This is a genomic window from Sphaerotilus mobilis, assembly GCF_004216565.1.
GTDB classification, from domain to species: Bacteria; Pseudomonadota; Gammaproteobacteria; order Burkholderiales; family Burkholderiaceae_C; genus Sphaerotilus; species Sphaerotilus mobilis.
Genome location: NZ_SGWV01000011.1, coordinates 192,712 through 212,209, shown reverse-complemented (window position 1 = coordinate 212,209; position 19,498 = coordinate 192,712). Strand labels below are relative to the sequence as shown.

Below are 19,498 nucleotides of genomic sequence, written 5' to 3'. Positions count from 1 at the left end.
GATGCCTTCAAGGTGCCACCTGGGCTGGCTACGATCGGGCCAACAGCCTCAGGGAGCCGTCCGAACATGTCGCCCAACCGTCTCACAGCGCCGCCCTCGCCTGATTCACCAACGGAGGGCCGCCGCCGTTCCGGGCCTGGGTGGATAGCCCTCGGCGTCGCCCTCGGACTCACGCTGGCGCTGGGTGCTTGCGGCGGTTCGGGCAAGAGCACGCACGACCTGTCCGGCCGGATCAGCGTGGCGGCGAACGCGGCGGTTGATTCGGACCTCAACGACGTTGGCCAGCTGACGCAGCGCGCCTACACCGTCAATGACCTTCCAGATCAGGCACAGCCCGTGACAGCGCCGCTGTTGCTGGTCGGCACCGTCAACGTGGTGGGCACTGGCCCGGCCGGCAACAACTTCGAGCCGGGCGATGCGGACGACTGGTTTCAGGTCGACTTGGTGGCCGGTCAGGTGGTCGAGCTGGAATCGGCGGCCGATCCGCTCGATGCCGACCTGGATCTCTATGTCTTGTCGGCGACCGGACCGGAGCAGGGCAGCTCGATCGGCGTCGACACCCGCCATGAATGTGTACGGGTGACGACCGGTGGCACCTACCGCGTCAACGTCTACGCCTTCTCGGGCGCGGCGATCTACAACCTGCGCATCGGCGCACCGGACACGGCGTCGGCCTGCCCCGCATCGACCGCTGCGGTGGCGACGGTGCCGGGGCAACTGGTCGCGCAGCCTCGTTCCACCGGGCCTGTGGGCACGCTGGCGACGTCCGCACGCGCCAACCTGGACGCGCGGCTGGCGACCAGCGGCATCCTGGGTCTGCCGGCATCGGGCGATGCGGGCCGACCGCATCTGCTGCGCCTGCCCGCCTCGCCGGCAGGTCGTGCACAGGCGCAACAGGTCTTGCGGGGGACGAACGCCGCCGTTTCATCCAGCAAGTCCGCCACATCCACCACCGCCCAGGTCACTGCGGCCGTCCAGGCCGACAGCCCGGCGCGTGCGCTGACCGACACCCTCAAGCTCGCCAAGGCCCTGCAGGCCACGGGCGCCTACGACTACGTGCAGCCCAACCACATCCACCAGCGCCTGCAGGTGCGCCAACTGGTGGGCACCTACCCGCCCAATGACCGCAGCTACGTCTACCAGCGCTGGCACTACGAGCAGATCCAGCTGCCCGCCGCGATGGAGCGCATCGCCGGCTTGCCGACCCAGCCGACGCTGCGGCCGATCGTCGCGGTGATCGATGACGGGGTGATGCTCAACCACCCGGATCTGGCGCCGCAGCTGGCGTCCAGCGGCCGGGCCTTTCTCTCCAACGTGAGGTCCGGAGATGGCAACCTGGCCAGCGGCGACAACACCGCCGGGCCGGCCGACCAGCCCGTCTTCCACGGCACCCATGTCGCCGGCACGGTGGCTGCGTCGACCTTCGACGGCATCGGCGGCGCGGGGGTGGCACCGATGGCCTTGATCCTGCCGCTGCGGGTGTTTCCGGCGTCCGGCGGGGCGACCACGAACGACATCGTCAACGCGATGCGTTATGCCGCTGGCCTGAGCAACAACACCGGCCTGCTGCCGGCGCGCAAGGCCGACGTCATCAACATGAGCCTGGGCAGCGACGGCGCCTGTGAGCCGGCCTTCCGCGATGCCATCGCGGCGGTGCGTGCGGCCGGCGTGGCGGTGGTGGTGGCGGCGGGCAACTCGGCCGCGCCGGTCGGCTCGCCGGCCAACTGCGCCGGTGCGATCGCGGTCAGCGCGCTCGATGCCCAGGCGCAGAAGGCGCCGTATTCCAATGTTGGCGAACAGATCGCCCTGGCCGCGCCCGGCGGTGACACGCGCCGCTCGACCACCGGCACCGGTGTCGCCGACGCGGTCTACAGCGACATCGCCACCTTCGACGCCAATGGTGTGCGCCAGCCGGCCTTCGGCGGCATGCAGGGCACCTCGATGGCCGCGCCGCACGTGGCCGGCGTGCTGGCCTTGATGCGCTATGTGCACCCGGGCCTGACGGTCGACCAGATCGACGCGTTGCTGGTCAACGGCTCACTCGGTGACGACCTTGGCGCCACCGGTCACGACACCACCTACGGCCACGGCCGGGTCAACGCCCGCAAGGCGGTGGATGCCGCGCTGGCGCTGGCCGGTGGCGCACCCGCGCCAGAAGGCCGCGTGATCGCGACCCCCTCGCGGCTCGATCTCGGCAGCATCGCCACGCTCGCCACGCTCGACCTGGGCGTGACGGCCACCACCTCCGAGCGGGTCGTCTCGGTGACCAGCGACAACCCGGCGATCACGGCCGTGGCGCCCACATCGTCGACGGCCGGGCTCGGTCGTTACACCGTGCAGGTCAACCGCGCCGCACTGGCCGTCGGCACCTTCTATGCAAACCTGAGCTTCACCGTGTCGACGGCCGGCCCGCCGTCCTCGTCCCGCACGCTGGTCGTGCCGGTGTCGGTGCGCAAGCTCGCCGCCGGGGCCAGCGTCAACGGCGACCTCGGTCCGATCTACGTGCTGCTGATCGACCCGGACAGCGGCAACACCGTCGCCTTCACGCTGGCCAACCGAGCCAGCGACGGCACGCTGAGTTGGCGCCATGCTGGCTACGCCGGCAAGACGGTTTCGGTCGTGGCGGGCAGCGATCTCGACAACGACGACTTCATCTGCCAGCGCGGCGAAGCCTGTGGCGCCTACCCGCTGTTGTCGGCCAACGCCGATCTCGCGGTGATCACGTTGAACGGCGATCGCAGCGACCTGGACCTGCAGGTGGCGCCGCTGTCGGGCATCGCGATCCAGGCCGCCAGTGCCGGCGGCAAGGCCGGTCCGCGTGGCGGCTGGTCGCTGCAGCCCGCCGTGCCGCTCAAGCAGGCGTTCGGGACGCGGTGAGGGGCGCCGTCGCGCCGTAGCCGCCACCGCCGGGCGTCTCCAGCACCAGCCGGTCGCCCGGCGCGACCTCAACCTGGCCGATGTGGCCGAGCACCTCGATGCGGCCATCGGCGCGCACGACGTGGTTGCGCCCAGGCTCACCGGCTGAGCCACCTTGCAGGCCGAAGGCCGGATGGACGCGGCCGTTGGCAAGCACCGACAGCGTCATCGGCGCGTCGAAGCGAATCACGCGGGTGGCGCCGTTGCCACCGTGCCAGCGGCCGGCGCCGCCCGAGCCCGTGCGGATCTCGAAGCGTTCGAGGCGCACCGGGTAGCGCCACTCCAGCACCTCCGGGTCGGTCAGGCGCGAGTTGGTCATGTGGGTCTGGACGACGTCGCAGCCGTCGAATCCGGCGTCGTCCGGCCACGGTGCCGGACCGGCGCCGAGCCGGATGCCCGCGCCCGAGCCGCCCGCGACGGTCTCGTAGTACTGGACCTGGGCATTGCCGAAGGTGATGTTGTTCATCGTCGGCTGGGCGCTGGCCTGCAGTCCCAGGGCGCCGTAAAGCGCATGGGTCACGGCGGTCGAGGTCTCGACGTTGCCGGCCACCACGGCGGCCGGCGGCTGCGGGTCCAGCAGGCAGCCTGCGGGCATGACGAGCTCCAGCGGCTGGAGGCAGCCGGCATTGAGCGGGATGTCGTCGTCCACCAGGGTGCGAAAGACGTAGAGCAGCGCCGACAGCGTCACCGAACGCGGCGCGTTGAAGTTGTGGTCCTGCTGCGGCGAGGTGCCGCTGAAGTCGATGCGGGCACTGCCGGCGACGCGGTCCAGCGTGATGGCCACGGCCACCACCGCGCCGTTGTCCAGCGTGACCGCGAAGCGCCCGCCTTCGGGCGCCAGGGCCGGATCGAGCCGGCGGATGGCCTGCCGCACGCAGGCCTCGGCATGGTCCTGCACATGGCCCATGTAGGCGCGCACGGTGGCCAGTCCGACCTGCCGCACCAGGGCATGCAGTTCCTGCACGCCACGTTCGTTGGCCGCCATCTGGGCCCGCAGATCGGCCAGGTTCTGCGCCGGGTTGCGGGCCGGGTGCGGGCCGCTGGCCAGCGCGGCACGCAGGGCGTCTTCGCGCAGCTCGCCCCGCGAGACAAGGCGGAAGTTGTCGATGCGCACGCCCTCCTCGTCGATGCGGCGCGAGAACGGCGGCATCGAGCCCGGCGTGATCCCGCCGATGTCGGCGTGGTGCCCGCGCGAGGCAACGAAGAACAGCGCATCGGCGGTGCTCAGGCGCTCGGCGTCGGCCCCTTGCGCGAACACGGGCGTCACCACCGTCACGTCGGGCAGGTGGGTGCCGCCGTGGTAAGGGTCGTTGAGCATGACGACCTCGCCAGGACGCAGGTCGGGGTTGCGCGCGATGACGTGGCGCACCGCATCGCTCATCGCACCGAGATGCACGGGGATGTGCGGCGCATTGGCGATCAGCGCGCCGTTGCCGTCGAACAGGGCGCAGGAAAAGTCCAGCCGCTCCTTGATGTTCACGGAGGTCGCTGTGTTCTGCAGCCGCAGCCCCATCTGTTCGGCAATGGCCATGAAGCGCTGGTTGAAGATCTCCAGCTGCACCGGGTCGACCGATGTGGCGTTCTTCCCGTGTTCATCGGCCTTCTCGCGAGGCAGGGCCGCGACGCGCCGCAGCAGCAGGTGGGCACGCCCGTCCAGCTCGGCCTGCCAGCCGGGCTCGACCACCGTGGTCGCGTTGCGTTCGGCGATGACGGCCGGACCGTCGATGCGGGCACCGCGCTGAAGGTCCTCCCGGCGGTGCAGGCCGGCGTCCTGCCAGCGACCTTGGGCATGCAGGCGGATCGGCGCGGCGGGCGCGGGGCGGTGTGGTGTCGCGGGCAAGCAAGGCTCGTCGACCGGCTCGGCGCGGGCGGTGGCTTCGACCGAGACCGACTCGATCACGCGCGCCCGGCCCGGCATCAGGAAGGCGTAGCGCTGCCGGTAGGCGGCATCGAAGGCGGATTCGACCGCGCCCAGGTCGGCCAGTGGCACGGCCAGCGTCGTGTCGGTGCCGTCGTAGCGCAGGTGAAGTTGTGCGGCATGGCCGATGGCGGCGGGATCGACATGCTGGGCGATGAGCTCGTCGCGGGCCAGGCCGGTCAAGCGCTCGGCCAGCTCGCGTGCGGCGGCCAGGCCGGCCGCGTCCAGCCGCGCTTCCAGCGCCGCCTGCCGCGTGGCGGTCTGATCGGCCAGGCCCATGCCGTAGGCCGACAACACGCCGGCCAGTGGGTGGATCAGCACGGTGGACATGCCCAGCGCATCGGCCACCGCGCAGGCGTGCTGGCCGCCGGCACCGCCGAAACATTGCAGCGTGTAGCCGCTGACATCGTGGCCACGGGCGACCGAAATCTTCTTGACCGCATGGGCCATGTGCGCCACGGCTATCGCCAGACAGCCTTCGGCGATGGACTCGGCCGTGGCGGGCTGGCCGGTCGAGGCGCTCACGTCGGCGGCCAGCGCTTCAAAACGGTCTTGCACGACGGCGCGGTCGAGCCACTGTCGGCCGTCATGGCCGAACACAGCTGGCAGGTGCTCGGGCTGAAGCCGGCCGAGCAGCACGTTGGCATCGGTCACGGCCAGCGGCCCGCCCCGGCCGTAGCTGGCCGGCCCTGGATCGGCGCCAGCCGAGGCCGGACCGACGCGCAGCCGGGCGCCGTCGTAGCCGATGACCGAGCCGCCACCGGCCGCGACCGTGTGGATGCTCAGCATCGGCGCGCGCAGGCGAACGCCGGCCACCTCGGTGTCGAAGGCCCGTTCGTGTTCACCGGCGAAGTGCGACACGTCGGTCGACGTGCCGCCCATGTCAAAGCCGATCACCCGTTCATGGCCGCCGGCCTGGGCCGTGCGCACCATGCCGACGATGCCGCCGGCCGGCCCGGACAGCACGGCGTCCTTGCCGGCGAAATGGCTGGCCTCGGTCAAGCCGCCGGAGGACTGCATGAACAGCAACGGCACGCCGTGCAGCTGCGCGGCCAGCTGGTCAACGTAACGACGCAGCACCGGCGACAGGTAGGCGTCGACCACGCTGGTGTCGCCACGCGGGATCAGCTTCATCAGCGGGCTGACGCGGTGCGAGACCGACACCTGCGTGTAGCCCTGCGCGGCGGCGATCTCGGCCGCGCGGGCCTCGTGCTGCGGATGGCGCCAGCCATGCACGAAGACGATGGCGCAAGCCCGCAGCCCGGCCGCATGTTGCTGCGCCAGGTCGGCGCGCAGGGCGGCTTCGTCCAGGGGCATGACGACACGGCCGTCGGCGCCGATGCGCTCGTGGGCCTCGACCACCGCCGCCGCCAGCGGCCCGGTCCGCACGATCTGACGCGCAAACAGCTTCGGCCGGTGCTGCGTGCCGATGCGCAAGGCATCGCGAAAGCCGGCAGTCGTCACCAGCAGCGTCGGCTCGCCCCGGCGCTCCAGCAGCGCATTGGTCGCCACCGTCGTGCCCATCTTGACGACGGCCACCCGTGCCGGCGTGATGGCCTCATCCGGCCCCAACCCCAGCAAACGGCGCATGCCTTCGACCGCCGCATCGGCGTACTGCCCCGGCGCCTCGGACAACAGCTTGGCGGTATGCAACCGCCCGTCCGGCGCCCGCCCCACCACATCCGTGAAGGTGCCGCCGCGGTCGATCCAGAACTGCCAGCGGGGGCTCACCGCTGCACATCCACCACCGTCCGCCCACGCACCTTGCCGTCGATCACGTTGGGCGCGAAGGCGATGGCCTCGCTCAGCGCGATCTCCTGGGTCATGCGGGCGAGCTGGTCGCGCGAGACGTGGTCGGCCAGCAGTTGCCAGGCGCGCTGGCGCTCGTCGTTGGGGGTCAGCACGCTGTTGATGCCGTAGAGCGTCACGCCGCGCAGGATGAAGGGCATGACGGTCGACGGGAAGTCGCCGCCCTGAGCCAGGCCGCAGGCCGCGACGGCGCCGTGGAAGCGGGTCTGCGCGCAGGCATTGGCCAGCGTGTGGCTGCCCACGGTGTCGACCACAGCGGCCCAGCGCTCGGCCTGCAGCGGCTTGCCGGCGGCGCTCAGCGTGTTCCTGTCGAGGATGTCGGCGGCGCCGAGTTCGACCAGGTAGTCGCGTTCCTGCGGCCGGCCGGTCGAGGCGATGACGCGGTAGCCCAGGCTGCCCAGCAGCGCGATGGCGATCGAGCCGACGCCACCGGCCGAGCCGGTCACCAGCACCTCGCCATCACCGGGCTTGAGGCCGTGCTTGTCGCGCAGCGCCATGACGCACAGCGCGGCGGTGAAGCCGGCGGTGCCGAGCGACATCGCGTCGCGGGTGCTCATCGAGGCCGGCAGTTCGAGCGCCCATCCGGCGTCGACACGGGCCTGTTCGGACAGGCCGCCCCAGTAGGACTCGCCCAGTCCCCAACCGGTCACGACGACCCGCTGTCCAGGCTGCCAACGCGGGTCGCGGCTGGCGGTCACGGTGCCGGCCAGATCGATGCCGGGTACCAGCGGCCATTGCCGCACGACGGCGCCTCGGCCGGTCAGGGCCAGGCCGTCCTTGAAGTTCAGGGTGGACCACTCGACGGCGATGCTCACATCGCGGTCGGGCAGCTGGGCCTCGTCCAGCGTGTCAAGGCTGGCCAGCGTGGACTTGTCTTCGGCTCGTTGCAGCAGGATGGCGCGGAACATCGTTGGGGTCTCCTCGGTTCGTCGGAGCAACGATGCTAAGGGCCCTGGCTCAGGGCTGCAGCCACCTGCGGGACGGTGGGGCGAGGTCAGGCAGTCAGGCCGTCAAACCAGCTGCCCGGGCCGCTCACAGCTCGCGGGCATTGCCCTCGATCACGCCGGCATCGGCCGGATGGCCGCTGCGGCGCCAGCCCGGCATCGGGCTGGATGCGCTGGCGCGCGAGCCCGGCCGGTTGCCGGGGAAGCCGGTGCCGTGGCGGCGCATGTGGCGCAGCGGGCCCATGAAGATCGTCGGCCACTGCGGGCGACGGCCCTGCACCAGGCACCACAGCGCATAGCCCAGCGCCAGGATCGCCCCGGCGACGGCCAGGCTGGCCATGAAGACGGTGGCCGCCAGGACCAGGACAAGTCGGAACAGGATGCGCATGGAGGTGAACATGGTGAATCCGTGGATGAATCCAGATTAGCGCAATTCGGCCGGTTTCAAGTCATGCGGATGTCACGACCGCGTCGGCGTGTTGCCCGGATCGGTTTCGGGTTCAGGTCGCGCTCAACCGGCGGCGCCACGCATGCGCATGGCCATGATCAGCTGGTTGCGCATGGCCTTGAGCTGCGTCAATTCCGCATCACCGACCTGCAGCGAGTGGGCCCGCGTGCGGTCGCCATAGATCAGGCCGAGTGGCTTGTCGCCGAGCTTGAGCGGCAGCAGCAAGAAGGTGGGCGCCTGCACCTGCCGCGCATACCAGGCCGGCAGGCGCTGGGCGATGACCGGATCAGCGGCGTCAGAGATCAAGGTGTCGGCGTTCTTGGCGCACAGCAGCCCGAACAGACAGCTCGGCGGGTTCAGCGCGATGCGGAACTGCGGCGCCAGTGTGCTGGCCCGGTCGCCCAGGCCGATGCGCCCGACCAGGTCGCCGCTGGCCGGCTCGCGCAGGCAGACCACGATGCGCTGCAGCTGCAGGGCTTGCTGGATCTGCGTCATCAGCGCCTGCAGCACGGCGCCCAGCGGGGCGTCGGACATGGCCAGTTCGCTGACGGCCTCCAGCGCCCGGCCCAGCGCCTGGCCCACGGCAGCCGGCACGACCACCGGGGGCGGGGCTGGACGCGCCGCGCCGGCACCGGTCGCCGCCGTCTTCGGCTTGATCAGTTCGGGGCCGTTGCCCGCACTGGATGCCACCTTGGCAGGCACTGCCTTGCCGCTCTTGCCACCCTTGCCAGCAACGCCCGGCGGCACCGGCAGACCCAGCAGCGTCGCCATCTCGATCCATTCGCCCCGCGCCCGTTCGACCATGCCGGCGAGCATCTCGTCGGTGATGCCCAGCGGCACGGCCCAGGCGGGCAGGAAGTCGGCCAGACAGGCTTCGATCTGCTCCGGGTCGTGCAGGTTCTCCAGCCTGGCCGCCAGCAGGTTGGCGGCCGTGCAGGCCACCCGCAGGCGCTCGTCGCTGCTGGCGGGTTGTTCAGGGTCACGCGGATGAAGGCGGCGCAGCGCCAGCTGCAGGTCTTCGGGCCAGCCCCATTGGCGCGCCACCTCGACGCCCAGGTCTTCGAAGCCGATGCCCAGCACCTCGCGGGCGGTCTGCTGCACGGTGCTGTGGTGCGGATCGGGGTGGGCGTCCTCCTGGGCAGCGGTCGCGCCGGCTTCGGCCTCCTCGGCGGCAGCGGCCGCGCGCAGGTCGACCAGCTTGGCCTCGATCTCGGCCGCCTCGTCCTTGAAGTGCATCCAGCCCAGCATCGTGCCGAGGTTCTGGAACAGCGCGCTCAGATAGGCCAGCTCCTGGTGCTTGAAGCCTGGACACATCTCGCTGGCCAGCATGCCGGCCAGCAACGCGCGCCGGAACTCGGCCCGCACCCGTTCGCCATCGGGGCCCTTGGGCAGCTTCTCGAACAGCGCCAGCGAGGCCGCCAGCATGCCGATGGACTGGAAGCCCATCAGCGCAATTGCCCGCTTGATGCTGGTGATGCCGCCGCCGCCGACCGAGCTGTAGAAGGCCGTGTTGATCAGACGCAGCAGCTTGTTGGTCAGCCCGACATCGCCCAGCACCTCGTCGCTGAGCGCGCGCAGATGGGCGGTGTCCGAGCGCGAGATCTTCTGGATGCCGCGGATCGAGTCCTTCAGCGCCGGGAAGTCGGCCGTCTTCTGCATGCGCTGCATCAGCCGCGCCAGCTGCGCCTCCCGCTCAGCCGCTTCCAGCGCCGCCGCCGCCACGGCCGGATCCACCGGCGGCGCCTCGGCCACGCCGTCGACACCGTCGGGCGGTGCCAGAGGTGGGTCGGACGGTGGCTGAGGAGCAGCAAGGGCGGTCATGGCGGCTGATTCTGGGAACAGCGCTGCGCCGCGAGGTCCGGAATAGCGGCGTGAAGCCGGGCCAGTCCGGGGGCTGGCTCAGGCCGTCCTGAGCGGGACTGGGGTCAGCCCTCAGCCCTCACCCCTTCATCGCCCTCGCACATTCCGGCACCAGCGCCGGACCGCGGTAGATCAGGCCGGTGTAGACCTGCACCAGGTCCGCGCCGGCCGCCCGCTTGGCGCGGGCGTCGGCGCCGGACAGCACGCCGCCCACGCCGATGATGGGATAGGCGCTGCCGAGGGCGGCGCGCAGCTGGGCGATGACGCGGTTGCTGGCCGCGAAGACCGGGGCGCCCGAGAGGCCGCCGGTCTCGTCGGCATGGGGCAGGCCGGCGACGGCATCGCGGGCCAGCGTGGTGTTGGTGGCGATGACACCGTCGATGCCGTTGGCGCGCAGCGTCGCGGCGATCACGCCGACCTGGGCCTCGTCGAGGTCGGGCGCGATCTTGACGAACATGGGCACATGACGGCCGTGTTCGGCGGCCAGTTGCTGGCGCCGCGCCTGCAGCGCGCCGAGCAAGGCGTCGAGCGCCGCGTCGCTTTGCAGCGCGCGCAGGTTCTGGGTGTTGGGGCTGGAGATGTTGACCGTCACGTAGTCGGCATGCGGGTAGACGCCGGCCAGCGCGGCCAGGTAGTCGTCTGCCGCACGCTCGATCGGCGTGGCGGCGTTCTTGCCGATGTTCAAGCCGAGCACCCCGCCGGCGCGGCGGAAGGACGTGGCGCGCTGCACGTTGGCCAGGAAGCTGGCGAGGCCTTCGTTGTTGAAGCCCAGGCGGTTGATCAGCGCGTTCTTCGCCGGCAGGCGGAACATGCGCGGCTTCGGATTGCCGGGCTGGCCCAGCGGGGTCACGGTGCCGACCTCGATGAAGCCGAAGCCCATGGCGCCGAGGCCGTCGATGCAGCGGCCGTTCTTGTCGAGACCGGCCGCCAGGCCGATGCGGTTGGGGAAACGCAAGCCGGCGATCGTCACCGGATCGGCCACACGGGCCTGGGCCCAAAGGCATTGCAGCGGCGTGTTCTGCAGCCGGGCGATGCCGTCGAGCGTGAGTTCATGGGCCGCTTCCGGATCGAGTCCGAACAGGAAGGGACGGGTGAGTGCGTAGGGGACCAAGGCCATAATTTCGGATTGTCCCCGAAGCCCTTTCGGCGACTTTTGCAACGCTCCTGAACCCGCTGCCATGACGACCTCGCCCGCCGCCCCGATGACGCAAGACCAACTCAAGGCCGTTGTTGGCCAGGCCGCGTTGGCCTACGTGCCCGAGGGCGCCATCGTCGGCGTGGGGACCGGTTCGACGGTGAACTGCTTCATCGACGCCCTGGGCACCATGCGCGACCACATCCGCGGCGCGGTCTCCAGTTCGATCCGCAGCACCGAGCGGCTGCAGGCGCTGGGCATCGAGGTCTTCGATGCGGCCGACGTTGACCGCATCCCCGTCTACATCGACGGTGCCGACGAGATCGACCACGGCGGCCACATGATCAAGGGCGGCGGTGCCGCGCTGACACGCGAGAAGATCGTCGCCGACCTGGCCGAACGCTTCGTCTGCATCGCCGACGCGAGCAAGCTGGTCGACGTGATGGGCACCTTCCCGCTGCCGGTGGAGGTCATCCCGATGGCCGCCGCCCAGGTCGCCCGCCGCTTCAACGCCATGCCGGGCGTGCAGGCCACGGTCCGGGCCGGCGTGACGACCGACAACGGCAACCCGATCCTCGATGTGCGCGGCCTGAAGATCACCGACCCGCTGGCCATGGAGACCGAGGTCAACCAGTGGCCCGGCGTCGTCTGCGTGGGCATCTTCGCGCGCCACAAGGCGGCGGTCTGCCTGCTGGGGACAGCCGAAGGCGTGAAGACGTTGACGTTCTGAACCTGCTGGTTCAGCGCGCGTCTTCCGCCGTGTCGTCCGGTGTCTTGACGTCGCCGAAATCGATGCACCCATGCACCGTCGCGTGCAGCGAGGCGTAGAAGGCTGCCGACATCAGCATGGCCAGCGGCACAGCGATCAGCAGCACGAGTTGCGGATTGCCCAGCAAGAGCAGCACGCCGACCATCAAGGCGGAAATCGCCAGCCACGAGGCGCCGTAGACCACAAAGGCGCTGGCATTGCGCAGCGAGGCCAGGGCGCTGGCGAAGATGGCCTTGCCCAGGCCCATGCCGTCGCGGTGCACCAGCACCGGCGCGTGCCAGAAGATCATCGAGATCGGCACGACGATGACCTGACGCCACAACATGCCGACCTGCAGCGACTGCATCGCGCGGGCCTGCGCTTCCTCGTTCGAGGCATCGCCCATGTCGTTCCAGGCCTGTCCGAAGGATGGATCGAGCAGGTCGACCAGCGCCAGCAGCACCAGCACGCACAGGCCGTGGGCCAGGCCGACCTTGAGCAGCGTGATGCGGTTGGGGCCAGCCTGCAGCAGCGGCGCGAACAGCAGGCCGGGCGTGGCCTTGGTGTCGTGGCGACGCATCTGCTCGATGGCATGGACCCAGCCGGCGGTCATGGCCGGCAGCAGCGTCGTGACCAGCACCGCGCCGATCACCGGCAGGCGCGACAGCAGCGCGAGGCTGAACAGCATCACGCCGAACAGACCCGTCAGGTGCAAGGGCTGGCGGCGCAAGCAGCGCAGGCCGTCCAGGGTCCAGGCCAGCCCGTCGCGGGCGCGGGCGTTGCGCAGTTTCATGGGGTGGGGGTCTCTGGCGCGGGGCAGGTTCAGTCGGGGCGACCGTCGTCGCGCAGCCAGTGCCACGGGTTGTCGACCCGTTCACGCAGCACACGCTCGAAGTGGGCGGGGTCGTGCGGCTTGAGCATCGAGGCCTCGCGCGGCAGGTGGTAGTCCCACAGGCGCGAGGTCCAGAAGCGCAGCGCGCCGGCTCGCAGCAGGGCAGGCAACAAGCGGATCTCGTCGTGGCCGAGCGCACGTTCGCGGTCGTAGGCGGTGACGAAGGCCTGCGCACGTTCCTCGTCGAGCCGGCCGGTGTCCAGCGCGATGCACCAGTCGTTGAGGCAGACCGCGAGGTCGAACAGCCAGGTGTCGACACCAGCGAAATAGAAATCGAAGAAGCCGGTCAGCTTCTCGTGGCCGGGCAGGCCGTCGAACATGACGTTGTCGCGGAACAGGTCGGCATGGACCGGCCCGCGGGGCAGCGCGGCATAGGCGGCGCTGTGGGCCAGGTCGGTCTGGAAGGCCAGTTCCTGCTCGATCAGCGCACGCTGCGGCGCGGTCATGAAGGGCAGCACCACCGGCACCGTCTCCTGCCACCACGGCAGGCCGCGCAGGTTGGGCTGGTGCCGGTCGAAGTCGCGGCCCGCCAGGTGCATGCGCGCCAGCATCTGGCCGACCTGCTGGCAGTGCCAGACCGAGGGCGCGAGCTGGTGACCGCCCGAGAGCTTGTCGACCACCGCCGCCGGCTTGCCGCACAGCGCGTGCAGGATCTCGCCCGTGGCATCGGCCTGCGGGTCCGGCACGGGAATGCCGTGCCCGGCCAGGTGCTTCATCAGGTGCAGATAGAAGGGCAGCTGCTCGGCCGTCAGGCGCTCGAACAAGGTCAGCACCCACTGCTGCTCGCCGTTGCCATCACCCTTGTCGGTGGTCAGGAAGTAGTTGGTGTTCTCGATGCCAGACGTGATGCCGCGCAGCGCGACGACATGGCCCAGGCCCAGGCGGGCGCTCAGCTGGCCGGCCTCGTCGGCCGTCACCTCGGTGAAGACTGCCATCGCCGCCTCAGAAGCTCAGCACCGACCACAGCCGCTGGCCGACCACACCACGCGTGAGCGTGTCGGAGGGGTTGCGGCCACCGTTGGCGGACATGATCTCGTAGCCCTTGCGGACGACGCCACGCGGTTGCACATGGATGCTGCGGACCTCGCCGCGGACGTGCTCTTCCTCGATCCGGGTGGCGTTGCCGCCCTCGTCGATGACCACCCGCTCGACGCGGGGTTCGGGGCGTGCGGCCGGGGCGTCGCCAGCGTCAGGACGCAGGGCGGCAGTCTGGGCGGCGACCGGCTGCAACAAGGCGCAGAGCGCCAGGGCAGCGAGGGCGGTGGCAGGGCGGGATGACATGCCGGAGATTCTAGGCGGGGCCTGCCGAAGGGCCGCTCCCGGGCGGGCTGCGAACCGGGGCTCCCGAAGCACAATGCCCGGATGAGCGAGACCCCGGACCACGACAACCCCGCCGCCAGCCCGGCGCAGCGCCCGCTGCTGCTGCTGGTCGACGGCTCCAGCTACCTCTACCGCGCCTACCACGCGATGCCCGACCTGCGCGGCCCTGAGGGCCAGCCGACCGGGGCGGTTCACGGCCTGGTGGCCATGCTGACCCAGCTGCGCGGCCAGTTCGCCGCCGAACACGCAGCCTGCGTCTTCGATGCCAAGGGCCCGACCTTCCGCGACGAGTGGTACCCCGAGTACAAGGCCCAGCGTGCGCCGATGCCCGAGGATCTGCGCGCCCAGATCGAGCCCATCCACGAGGTCGTGCGCCTGCTCGGCTGGCCCGTGCTGGAGGTGCCCGGGATTGAGGCCGACGACGCCATCGGCACCCTCGCGCGGGTCGCCGAGGCCAGCGGCCACCGGGTGCTGATCTCCACCGGCGACAAGGACCTGGCGCAGCTGGTCACGCCCCACGTCACGCTGATCAACACCATGAGCCGCGAGTCGCTGGACGTCGACGGCGTGATGGCCAAGTTCGGCGTGCCGCCGGACCGCATCGTCGACTACCTGACCCTGATGGGCGACACCGTCGACAACGTGCCCGGCGTCGACAAGGTCGGCCCGAAGACCGCCGCCAAGTGGATCGCAGAACACGGCTCGCTCGACGGCGTGGTGGCCAATGCCGCGTCGATCAAGGGTGTGGCTGGCGAGAACCTGCGCCGCGCGCTGGACTGGCTGCCGACCGGCCGCCGGCTGGTCACCGTCAGGTGCGACTGCGACCTCGCCGACCATGTCGACGGCTGGCCCGGGCTCGAAGCCCTGGCGCTGCGCGAGGCCGACCGCGAGGCGCTCCTGGCCTTCTACACCCGCCACGGTTTCAGGACCTGGAAACGCGACCTGGAGGCGCAGATAGGGGCGCAGATCGGTGCGCAGATGGGTGCGGCCAATGCGCCAGCTCCGGCAGGTGGCTCAGTCGCTGAGCCAGTGCCACGCATGGCATCGGATGCGACGGCGCCGGCTGCCGCACCCGCGCCCGACCAGCGCTACGACTGCATCACCACCTTCGAGGCCCTCGACGCCTGGATCGCCCGCTTGTGCGCCGCGCCGCTGTCGGCTCTCGACACCGAGACCGACTCGCTCGACGCGATGCGCGCCCGCATCGTCGGCATCAGCTTCGCGGTCCAGCCCTACGAAGCCGCCTACGTGCCCGTCGGCCACGACTATCCCGGCGCGCCCGAACAGTTGCCACTCGAGGAGGTGCTGGCGCGGCTGCGGCCGTGGCTGGAAGACGCGGGCGCGGCCAAGGTCGGCCAGAACATCAAGTACGACCGCCACGTGCTGGCCAACCACGGCATCACGGTGCGCGGCCTGGTCCACGACACGATGCTGCAGAGCTATGTGCTCGAAGCCCACAAGCCGCATGGTCTGGCCAGCCTGGCCGAGCGCCACCTCGGCCGCAGCGGCATCGCCTACGAGGACCTGTGCGGCAAGGGCGTCAACCAGATCCCCTTCAGCCACGTCGCGGTCGACCAGGCGACGACCTATTCCGGCGAGGACAGCGAGATGACGCTGCAGGTCCACGCGACGCTGTGGCCGCAGCTCGAAGCCGAACCCCGCTTGCGCGAGCTCTACGAGCGCATCGAGCTGCCGGCCTGCGAGGTGCTCGCGCGCATCGAGCGCATCGGCGTGCGCATCGATGCCGGCGTGCTGGCGCGCCAGAGCCAGCAACTGGCCCAGCGCATGATGGCGCTGGAGCAGGAGGCCCACGCCATCGCCGGCCAGCCCTTCAACATGGGCAGTCCCAAGCAGATCGGCGAGATCCTGTTCGTCAAGCTCGGCCTGCCGGTGCGCAAGAAGACCGCCACCGGCGCGCCCAGCACGGACGAGGACGTGCTGCAGGAACTCGCCGCCGACTACCCGCTGCCGGCGCGCATCCTCGAACACCGCAGCCTCGCCAAGCTCAAGGGCACCTACACCGACAAGCTGCCGCAGATGGTCAACCCGGCCACCGGCCGCGTGCACACGAACTACGCGCAGGCGGTGGCGATCACCGGGCGGTTGTCCAGCAACGACCCCAATCTGCAGAACATCCCCATCCGCACGACCGAGGGCCGGCGCGTGCGCGAGGCCTTCGTGCCACCCGAGGGCTGGTCCATGGTCAGCGCCGACTATTCGCAGATCGAGCTGCGACTGATGGCCCACATCAGCGGCGATGCCAACCTGCTCAAGGCCTTTGCCGACGGCCTGGACGTGCACCGCGCGACGGCGGCCGAGGTCTTCGGGATCGCGCTGGAGCAGGTCACGACCGAGCAGCGGCGTTATGCCAAGACCATCAACTTCGGCCTGATCTACGGCATGGGCGCCTTCGGGCTGGCGCAGAGCCTGGGCATCGAACAGAAGGCCGCGCGCGACTACATCGACCGCTACTTCGCCCGCTACCCGGACGTGCGCCGCTACATGGACGACACCAAGGCCTCGGCCAAGGCGCTCGGCTACGTCGAGACGCTCTTCGGCCGGCGCATCTACCTGCCCGAGATCAACGGCGGCAACGGCCCGCGCAAGGCCGGTGCCGAACGTCAGGCCATCAACGCGCCGATGCAGGGCACGGCGGCAGACCTGATCAAGCTGGCGATGGTGGCGGTGCAGGAGACCCTGGACCGCGAAGGCCGCGCCAGCCGCATGATCATGCAGGTGCACGACGAACTCGTGCTGGAAGTGCCGCCAGACGAACTCGACTGGGCCCGCGAGGCCTTGCCGCGCCTGATGGCCGGAGTGGCCGCGCTGCGCGTGCCGCTGGTGGCCGAGGTCGGTGTCGGCCACAACTGGGATGAAGCCCACTGAAGACATCCACGGCATTCAGGAGCCCCACGATGAGCGCCGATCTGCACCTGTCCAAGTCCGACCGCGACCTGCTGGCCCTGTTTGTTGGACGCCATGTGGCCTCGCTCGGCACGCTCGACGAGGCCGGCCTGCCGGCGCTGTCGATGGTGCCGTTTGCAGTGCTGATCGAGGCTGTCGGCGATTCGGCTGGCGATTCGACCGGTGATTCGGCCGGTGAGGTGGCCCTGGTCCTGCACGTGAGCGAACTCGCCGCCCACACCCGCCAGATGCGTCGCGAGCCGCGGGTCGCCCTGCTGGTCGTGGCCGGTGACGATGCGGCCGACACGCCACAGGCGCTGCCGCGGGTCAGCCTGTCGGCGACGGCCGTGTTCCTCGACGCCGGCACCGTCGGCCATGCGCAGGCCCGTGCGAGCTACCTGGCGCGCTTCCCGCAGTCCGAGCTGATGACGCAGCTGCCCGACTTCCAGTTCGTCGCGCTGCGGCCGACCGCCGTGCGGCATGTCGCGGGCTTCGGCGCGGCCCTCTCGGTCGACCCGGCCGACTTGGCGCGTGTGCTGCGCGCGGCGGCCTGAACCCGTCGAACCCGATCCACCACGAGAGAGACCACACCATGCGCAAGATCGTCTGGGGCGTGCTGAGCACCGCCCGCATCGGCACCACCAAGGTCCTGCCGGGCATGCAGAAAAGCGACCAGCTGGAGATCCGCGCCTTGGCGTCGCGCCATCTCGCGACCGCCCAGTCCGAGGCCGCCAAGCTCGGCATCCCGGTGGCCTACGGCAGCTACGAGGAACTGCTGGCCGACCCGGCCATCGAGGCGGTCTACAACCCGCTGCCCAACCACCTGCACGTGCCGATGACGTTGGCCGCTGCACGCGCCGGCAAGCATGTGCTGTGCGAGAAGCCGATCGCGCTGAATGCCGACGAGGCCGCGCAGTTGCGCGAGGTGGCCGGCCATGTCCACATCATGGAAGCCTTCATGGTGCGCTTCCACCCGCAGTGGATCCGCGCCCGCGACCTCGTGCGCAGCGGCCGCATCGGCCGGCTGGTCGGCATCCAGGTCTGGTTCTCCTACTTCAACAACGACCCGGGCAACATCCGCAACCAGGCCGACATCGGCGGCGGTGCGCTCTACGACATCGGTTGCTACCCGGTCGTCGCCGGCCGCTGGTTCTTCGAGAGCGAACCGCTGCGCGTGGTCGCGCTCGCCGACCGTGACCCGGCCTTCGGCACCGACCGCCTCTTCAGCGCGATGCTGGACTTCGGCGCCGGCCGCCAGCTGAACTTCAGCGTCGCGATGCAGACGGTGCCCTACCAGCGCATCCAGTTGGTCGGCGAACACGGCCGCATCGAGATCGTCATCCCCTTCAACGCCCCGCAGGGTGCGAGCACCCAGATCCGGCTGGACGATGGCCGGGCGCTGGACGGTGCCGGCATCAACACCCAGACCGTCGCGGAGAGCGACCAGTACCAGCTGCAGGGCGAGGCCTTCTCGGCGGCGGTGCGTGGCGACGGGCCGCTGCCCTATGGCGTCGAGGATGCCGTGCAGAACATGCGCATCATCGACGCGCTCTACGCCAGCGAGCGCCAGGGCGGCTGGGTCAGCCTGTGAGCCACCCGCAGCGTCGGGCGCAAGCGTTGCTCGCATGACGACCCTTGTCACGGGCAGTGCAGGCCACCTCGGCGAGGCGCTGATGCGCACGCTGCGCGCCGAAGGCGTGCCGGTCCTCGGCATCGACCGCCTGCCCTCGCCATGGACCGACCGCGTCGGCGACATCGCCGATGCGGCCTTCGTGCGTGAGTCGATGGCCGGCGTCACGCAGGTCCTGCACACCGCCACGCTGCACAAGCCGCATGTCCAGACCCATGCGCGCCAGGCCTTCATCGACACCAATGTCACCGGCACGCTGAACCTGCTGGAAGCCGCCGCCACCGAGGGCGTGTCAGGCGTCGTCTTCACCAGCACGACCAGCGCCTTCGGTGCCGCCCTGCGCCCGCCGCCAGGCGCTCCGGCGGTGTGGGTGGACGAGACGCTGGCGCCGGTCGTGCGCAACATCTACGGTGCGACCAAGATCGCTGCCGAAGACCTGTGCGAGCTGATGCACCGTCTGACGCGCCTGCCGGTGCTCGTGCTGCGAACCAGCCGCTTCTTCCCCGAGGACGATGACGACCCGACCGCGCTTCTGCGGCGCACGCAGGACAACCTCCAGGCCAACGAGTTCCTGCACCGGCGTGTCGACATCGAGGACGTGGTCGAGGCCCACCGCGTTGCCTTGCGCGAGGCGCCGCGCATCGGCTTCGGCCGCTTCATCGTCAGCGCGACAACGCCCTTCCGGCGCGAGGACTGTGCCGCCCTGGGCCGCGATGCCGTCACCGTGTTGCACCAGCGTCTGCCCGGCTGGGAAGCCGTCTATGCCCGAGAGGGCTGGACGCCGCCCGAGACGCTGGACCGCGTGTACGACAACCGCGCCGCACGCGAGGTGCTGGGCTGGCAACCCAAGGTCGACATCGCCGCCGCGCTGGCCCGGCTGGAGGCCACTGGCGACATCCGCAGCCCGCTGGCGCAGCGCATCGGCAAGAAGGGCTACCACCGGCAGGCCTGAGGGCCGACGGCGCGGCGCTGGG

At 70.5% G+C, this 19,498-nt stretch carries 14 protein-coding genes; 6 read left to right on the top strand and 8 right to left on the bottom strand.

Features of this window, described 5'->3' with window-relative positions:
- The first annotated feature begins 66 nt into the window (after nt 1–66).
- Complete coding sequence (locus tag EV685_RS16200; RefSeq protein WP_165396827.1) at nt 67–2,877, top strand: S8 family serine peptidase; 2,811 nt, start codon at nt 67–69, stop codon at nt 2,875–2,877.
- Here EV685_RS16200 and EV685_RS16195 read toward each other — a convergent pair.
- The 5 genes from EV685_RS16195 to EV685_RS16175 form a co-directional block, all read right to left on the bottom strand.
- The gene (locus EV685_RS16195) at nt 2,852–6,565 is read right to left on the bottom strand and encodes a hydantoinase B/oxoprolinase family protein (RefSeq protein ID WP_130483084.1); all 3,714 of its coding nucleotides are present in this window, start codon (nt 6,563–6,565) and stop codon (nt 2,852–2,854) included. The two genes, EV685_RS16200 and EV685_RS16195, sit on opposite strands and share 26 nt — an antisense overlap.
- Nucleotides 6,562–7,551 carry an acrylyl-CoA reductase (NADPH) gene (gene acuI, locus EV685_RS16190; protein WP_130483083.1) on the bottom strand — a complete coding sequence of 330 codons (990 nt, stop codon included), beginning with the start codon at nt 7,549–7,551 and terminating at the stop codon, nt 6,562–6,564. Before acuI ends, EV685_RS16195 begins: the two co-directional genes overlap by 4 nt.
- A 124-nt stretch (nt 7,552–7,675) precedes the next feature.
- Nucleotides 7,676–7,987 carry a hypothetical protein gene (locus EV685_RS16185; protein WP_130483082.1) on the bottom strand — a complete coding sequence of 104 codons (312 nt, stop codon included), beginning with the start codon at nt 7,985–7,987 and terminating at the stop codon, nt 7,676–7,678.
- A gap of 111 nt (nt 7,988–8,098) precedes the next feature.
- A complete protein-coding gene (locus EV685_RS16180) occupies nt 8,099–9,856 on the bottom strand; it encodes an HDOD domain-containing protein (RefSeq protein ID WP_130483081.1) in 1,758 nt (585 codons plus the stop codon).
- A gap of 118 nt (nt 9,857–9,974) precedes the next feature.
- Complete coding sequence (locus EV685_RS16175; RefSeq protein WP_130483080.1) at nt 9,975–11,012, bottom strand: quinone-dependent dihydroorotate dehydrogenase; 1,038 nt, start codon at nt 11,010–11,012, stop codon at nt 9,975–9,977.
- Nucleotides 11,013–11,097: 85 nt separating this feature from the next.
- Here EV685_RS16175 and rpiA point away from each other — a divergent pair, with 85 nt between their 5' ends.
- Nucleotides 11,098–11,760 (top strand): ribose-5-phosphate isomerase RpiA, encoded by a 663-nt coding sequence (rpiA, locus tag EV685_RS16170; protein WP_207224864.1) that lies wholly within the window; start codon nt 11,098–11,100, stop codon nt 11,758–11,760.
- A 10-nt stretch (nt 11,761–11,770) separates the two neighbouring features.
- Here the strand turns inward: rpiA and EV685_RS16165 are convergent, their stop codons facing one another.
- Genes EV685_RS16165 through EV685_RS16155 form a run of 3 tightly spaced genes read right to left on the bottom strand, consistent with a single transcriptional unit; the run spans nt 11,771 to nt 13,951 of the window.
- Complete coding sequence (locus tag EV685_RS16165; RefSeq protein WP_130483078.1) at nt 11,771–12,571, bottom strand: BPSS1780 family membrane protein; 801 nt, start codon at nt 12,569–12,571, stop codon at nt 11,771–11,773.
- A gap of 29 nt (nt 12,572–12,600) precedes the next feature.
- Entirely contained in the window at nt 12,601–13,605 is a 1,005-nt protein-coding gene (locus EV685_RS16160) for a homoserine kinase (protein WP_130483077.1), read from the bottom strand.
- 7 nt (nt 13,606–13,612) lie between these two features.
- On the bottom strand, nt 13,613–13,951 hold the full coding sequence (locus EV685_RS16155) for a hypothetical protein (protein WP_130483076.1): 339 nt from the start codon (nt 13,949–13,951) through the stop codon (nt 13,613–13,615).
- 81 nt (nt 13,952–14,032) lie between these two features.
- On the opposite strand from EV685_RS16155, the gene polA reads away from it, so the two are divergent.
- Genes polA through EV685_RS16135 form a run of 4 tightly spaced genes read left to right on the top strand, consistent with a single transcriptional unit; the run spans nt 14,033 to nt 19,476 of the window.
- Nucleotides 14,033–16,876, top strand: coding sequence for a DNA polymerase I (gene polA, locus EV685_RS16150; RefSeq protein WP_130483075.1), 2,844 nt, complete (start codon nt 14,033–14,035; stop codon nt 16,874–16,876).
- A 29-nt stretch (nt 16,877–16,905) separates the two neighbouring features.
- Entirely contained in the window at nt 16,906–17,448 is a 543-nt protein-coding gene (locus tag EV685_RS16145; protein WP_130483074.1) for a pyridoxamine 5'-phosphate oxidase family protein, read from the top strand.
- 38 nt (nt 17,449–17,486) lie between these two features.
- Entirely contained in the window at nt 17,487–18,485 is a 999-nt protein-coding gene (locus EV685_RS16140) for a Gfo/Idh/MocA family protein (RefSeq protein WP_130483073.1), read from the top strand.
- A gap of 34 nt (nt 18,486–18,519) precedes the next feature.
- On the top strand, nt 18,520–19,476 hold the full coding sequence (locus EV685_RS16135; protein WP_130483072.1) for an NAD-dependent epimerase/dehydratase family protein: 957 nt from the start codon (nt 18,520–18,522) through the stop codon (nt 19,474–19,476).
- Nucleotides 19,477–19,498 lie beyond the last annotated feature (22 nt).

Coding starts and splice junctions, on each gene's coding strand:
- EV685_RS16200 (WP_165396827.1), top strand. CDS start 67: ATGTCGCCCAACCGTCTCACAGCGCCGCCCTCGCCTGATTCACCAACG.
- acuI (WP_130483083.1), bottom strand. CDS start 7,551: ATGTTCCGCGCCATCCTGCTGCAACGAGCCGAAGACAAGTCCACGCTG.
- EV685_RS16185 (WP_130483082.1), bottom strand. CDS start 7,987: ATGTTCACCTCCATGCGCATCCTGTTCCGACTTGTCCTGGTCCTGGCG.
- EV685_RS16180 (WP_130483081.1), bottom strand. CDS start 9,856: ATGACCGCCCTTGCTGCTCCTCAGCCACCGTCCGACCCACCTCTGGCA.
- EV685_RS16175 (WP_130483080.1), bottom strand. CDS start 11,012: ATGGCCTTGGTCCCCTACGCACTCACCCGTCCCTTCCTGTTCGGACTC.
- rpiA (WP_207224864.1), top strand. CDS start 11,098: ATGACGCAAGACCAACTCAAGGCCGTTGTTGGCCAGGCCGCGTTGGCC.
- EV685_RS16165 (WP_130483078.1), bottom strand. CDS start 12,571: ATGAAACTGCGCAACGCCCGCGCCCGCGACGGGCTGGCCTGGACCCTG.
- EV685_RS16160 (WP_130483077.1), bottom strand. CDS start 13,605: ATGGCAGTCTTCACCGAGGTGACGGCCGACGAGGCCGGCCAGCTGAGC.
- EV685_RS16155 (WP_130483076.1), bottom strand. CDS start 13,951: ATGTCATCCCGCCCTGCCACCGCCCTCGCTGCCCTGGCGCTCTGCGCC.
- polA (WP_130483075.1), top strand. CDS start 14,033: ATGAGCGAGACCCCGGACCACGACAACCCCGCCGCCAGCCCGGCGCAG.
- EV685_RS16145 (WP_130483074.1), top strand. CDS start 16,906: ATGAGCGCCGATCTGCACCTGTCCAAGTCCGACCGCGACCTGCTGGCC.
- EV685_RS16140 (WP_130483073.1), top strand. CDS start 17,487: ATGCGCAAGATCGTCTGGGGCGTGCTGAGCACCGCCCGCATCGGCACC.
- EV685_RS16135 (WP_130483072.1), top strand. CDS start 18,520: ATGACGACCCTTGTCACGGGCAGTGCAGGCCACCTCGGCGAGGCGCTG.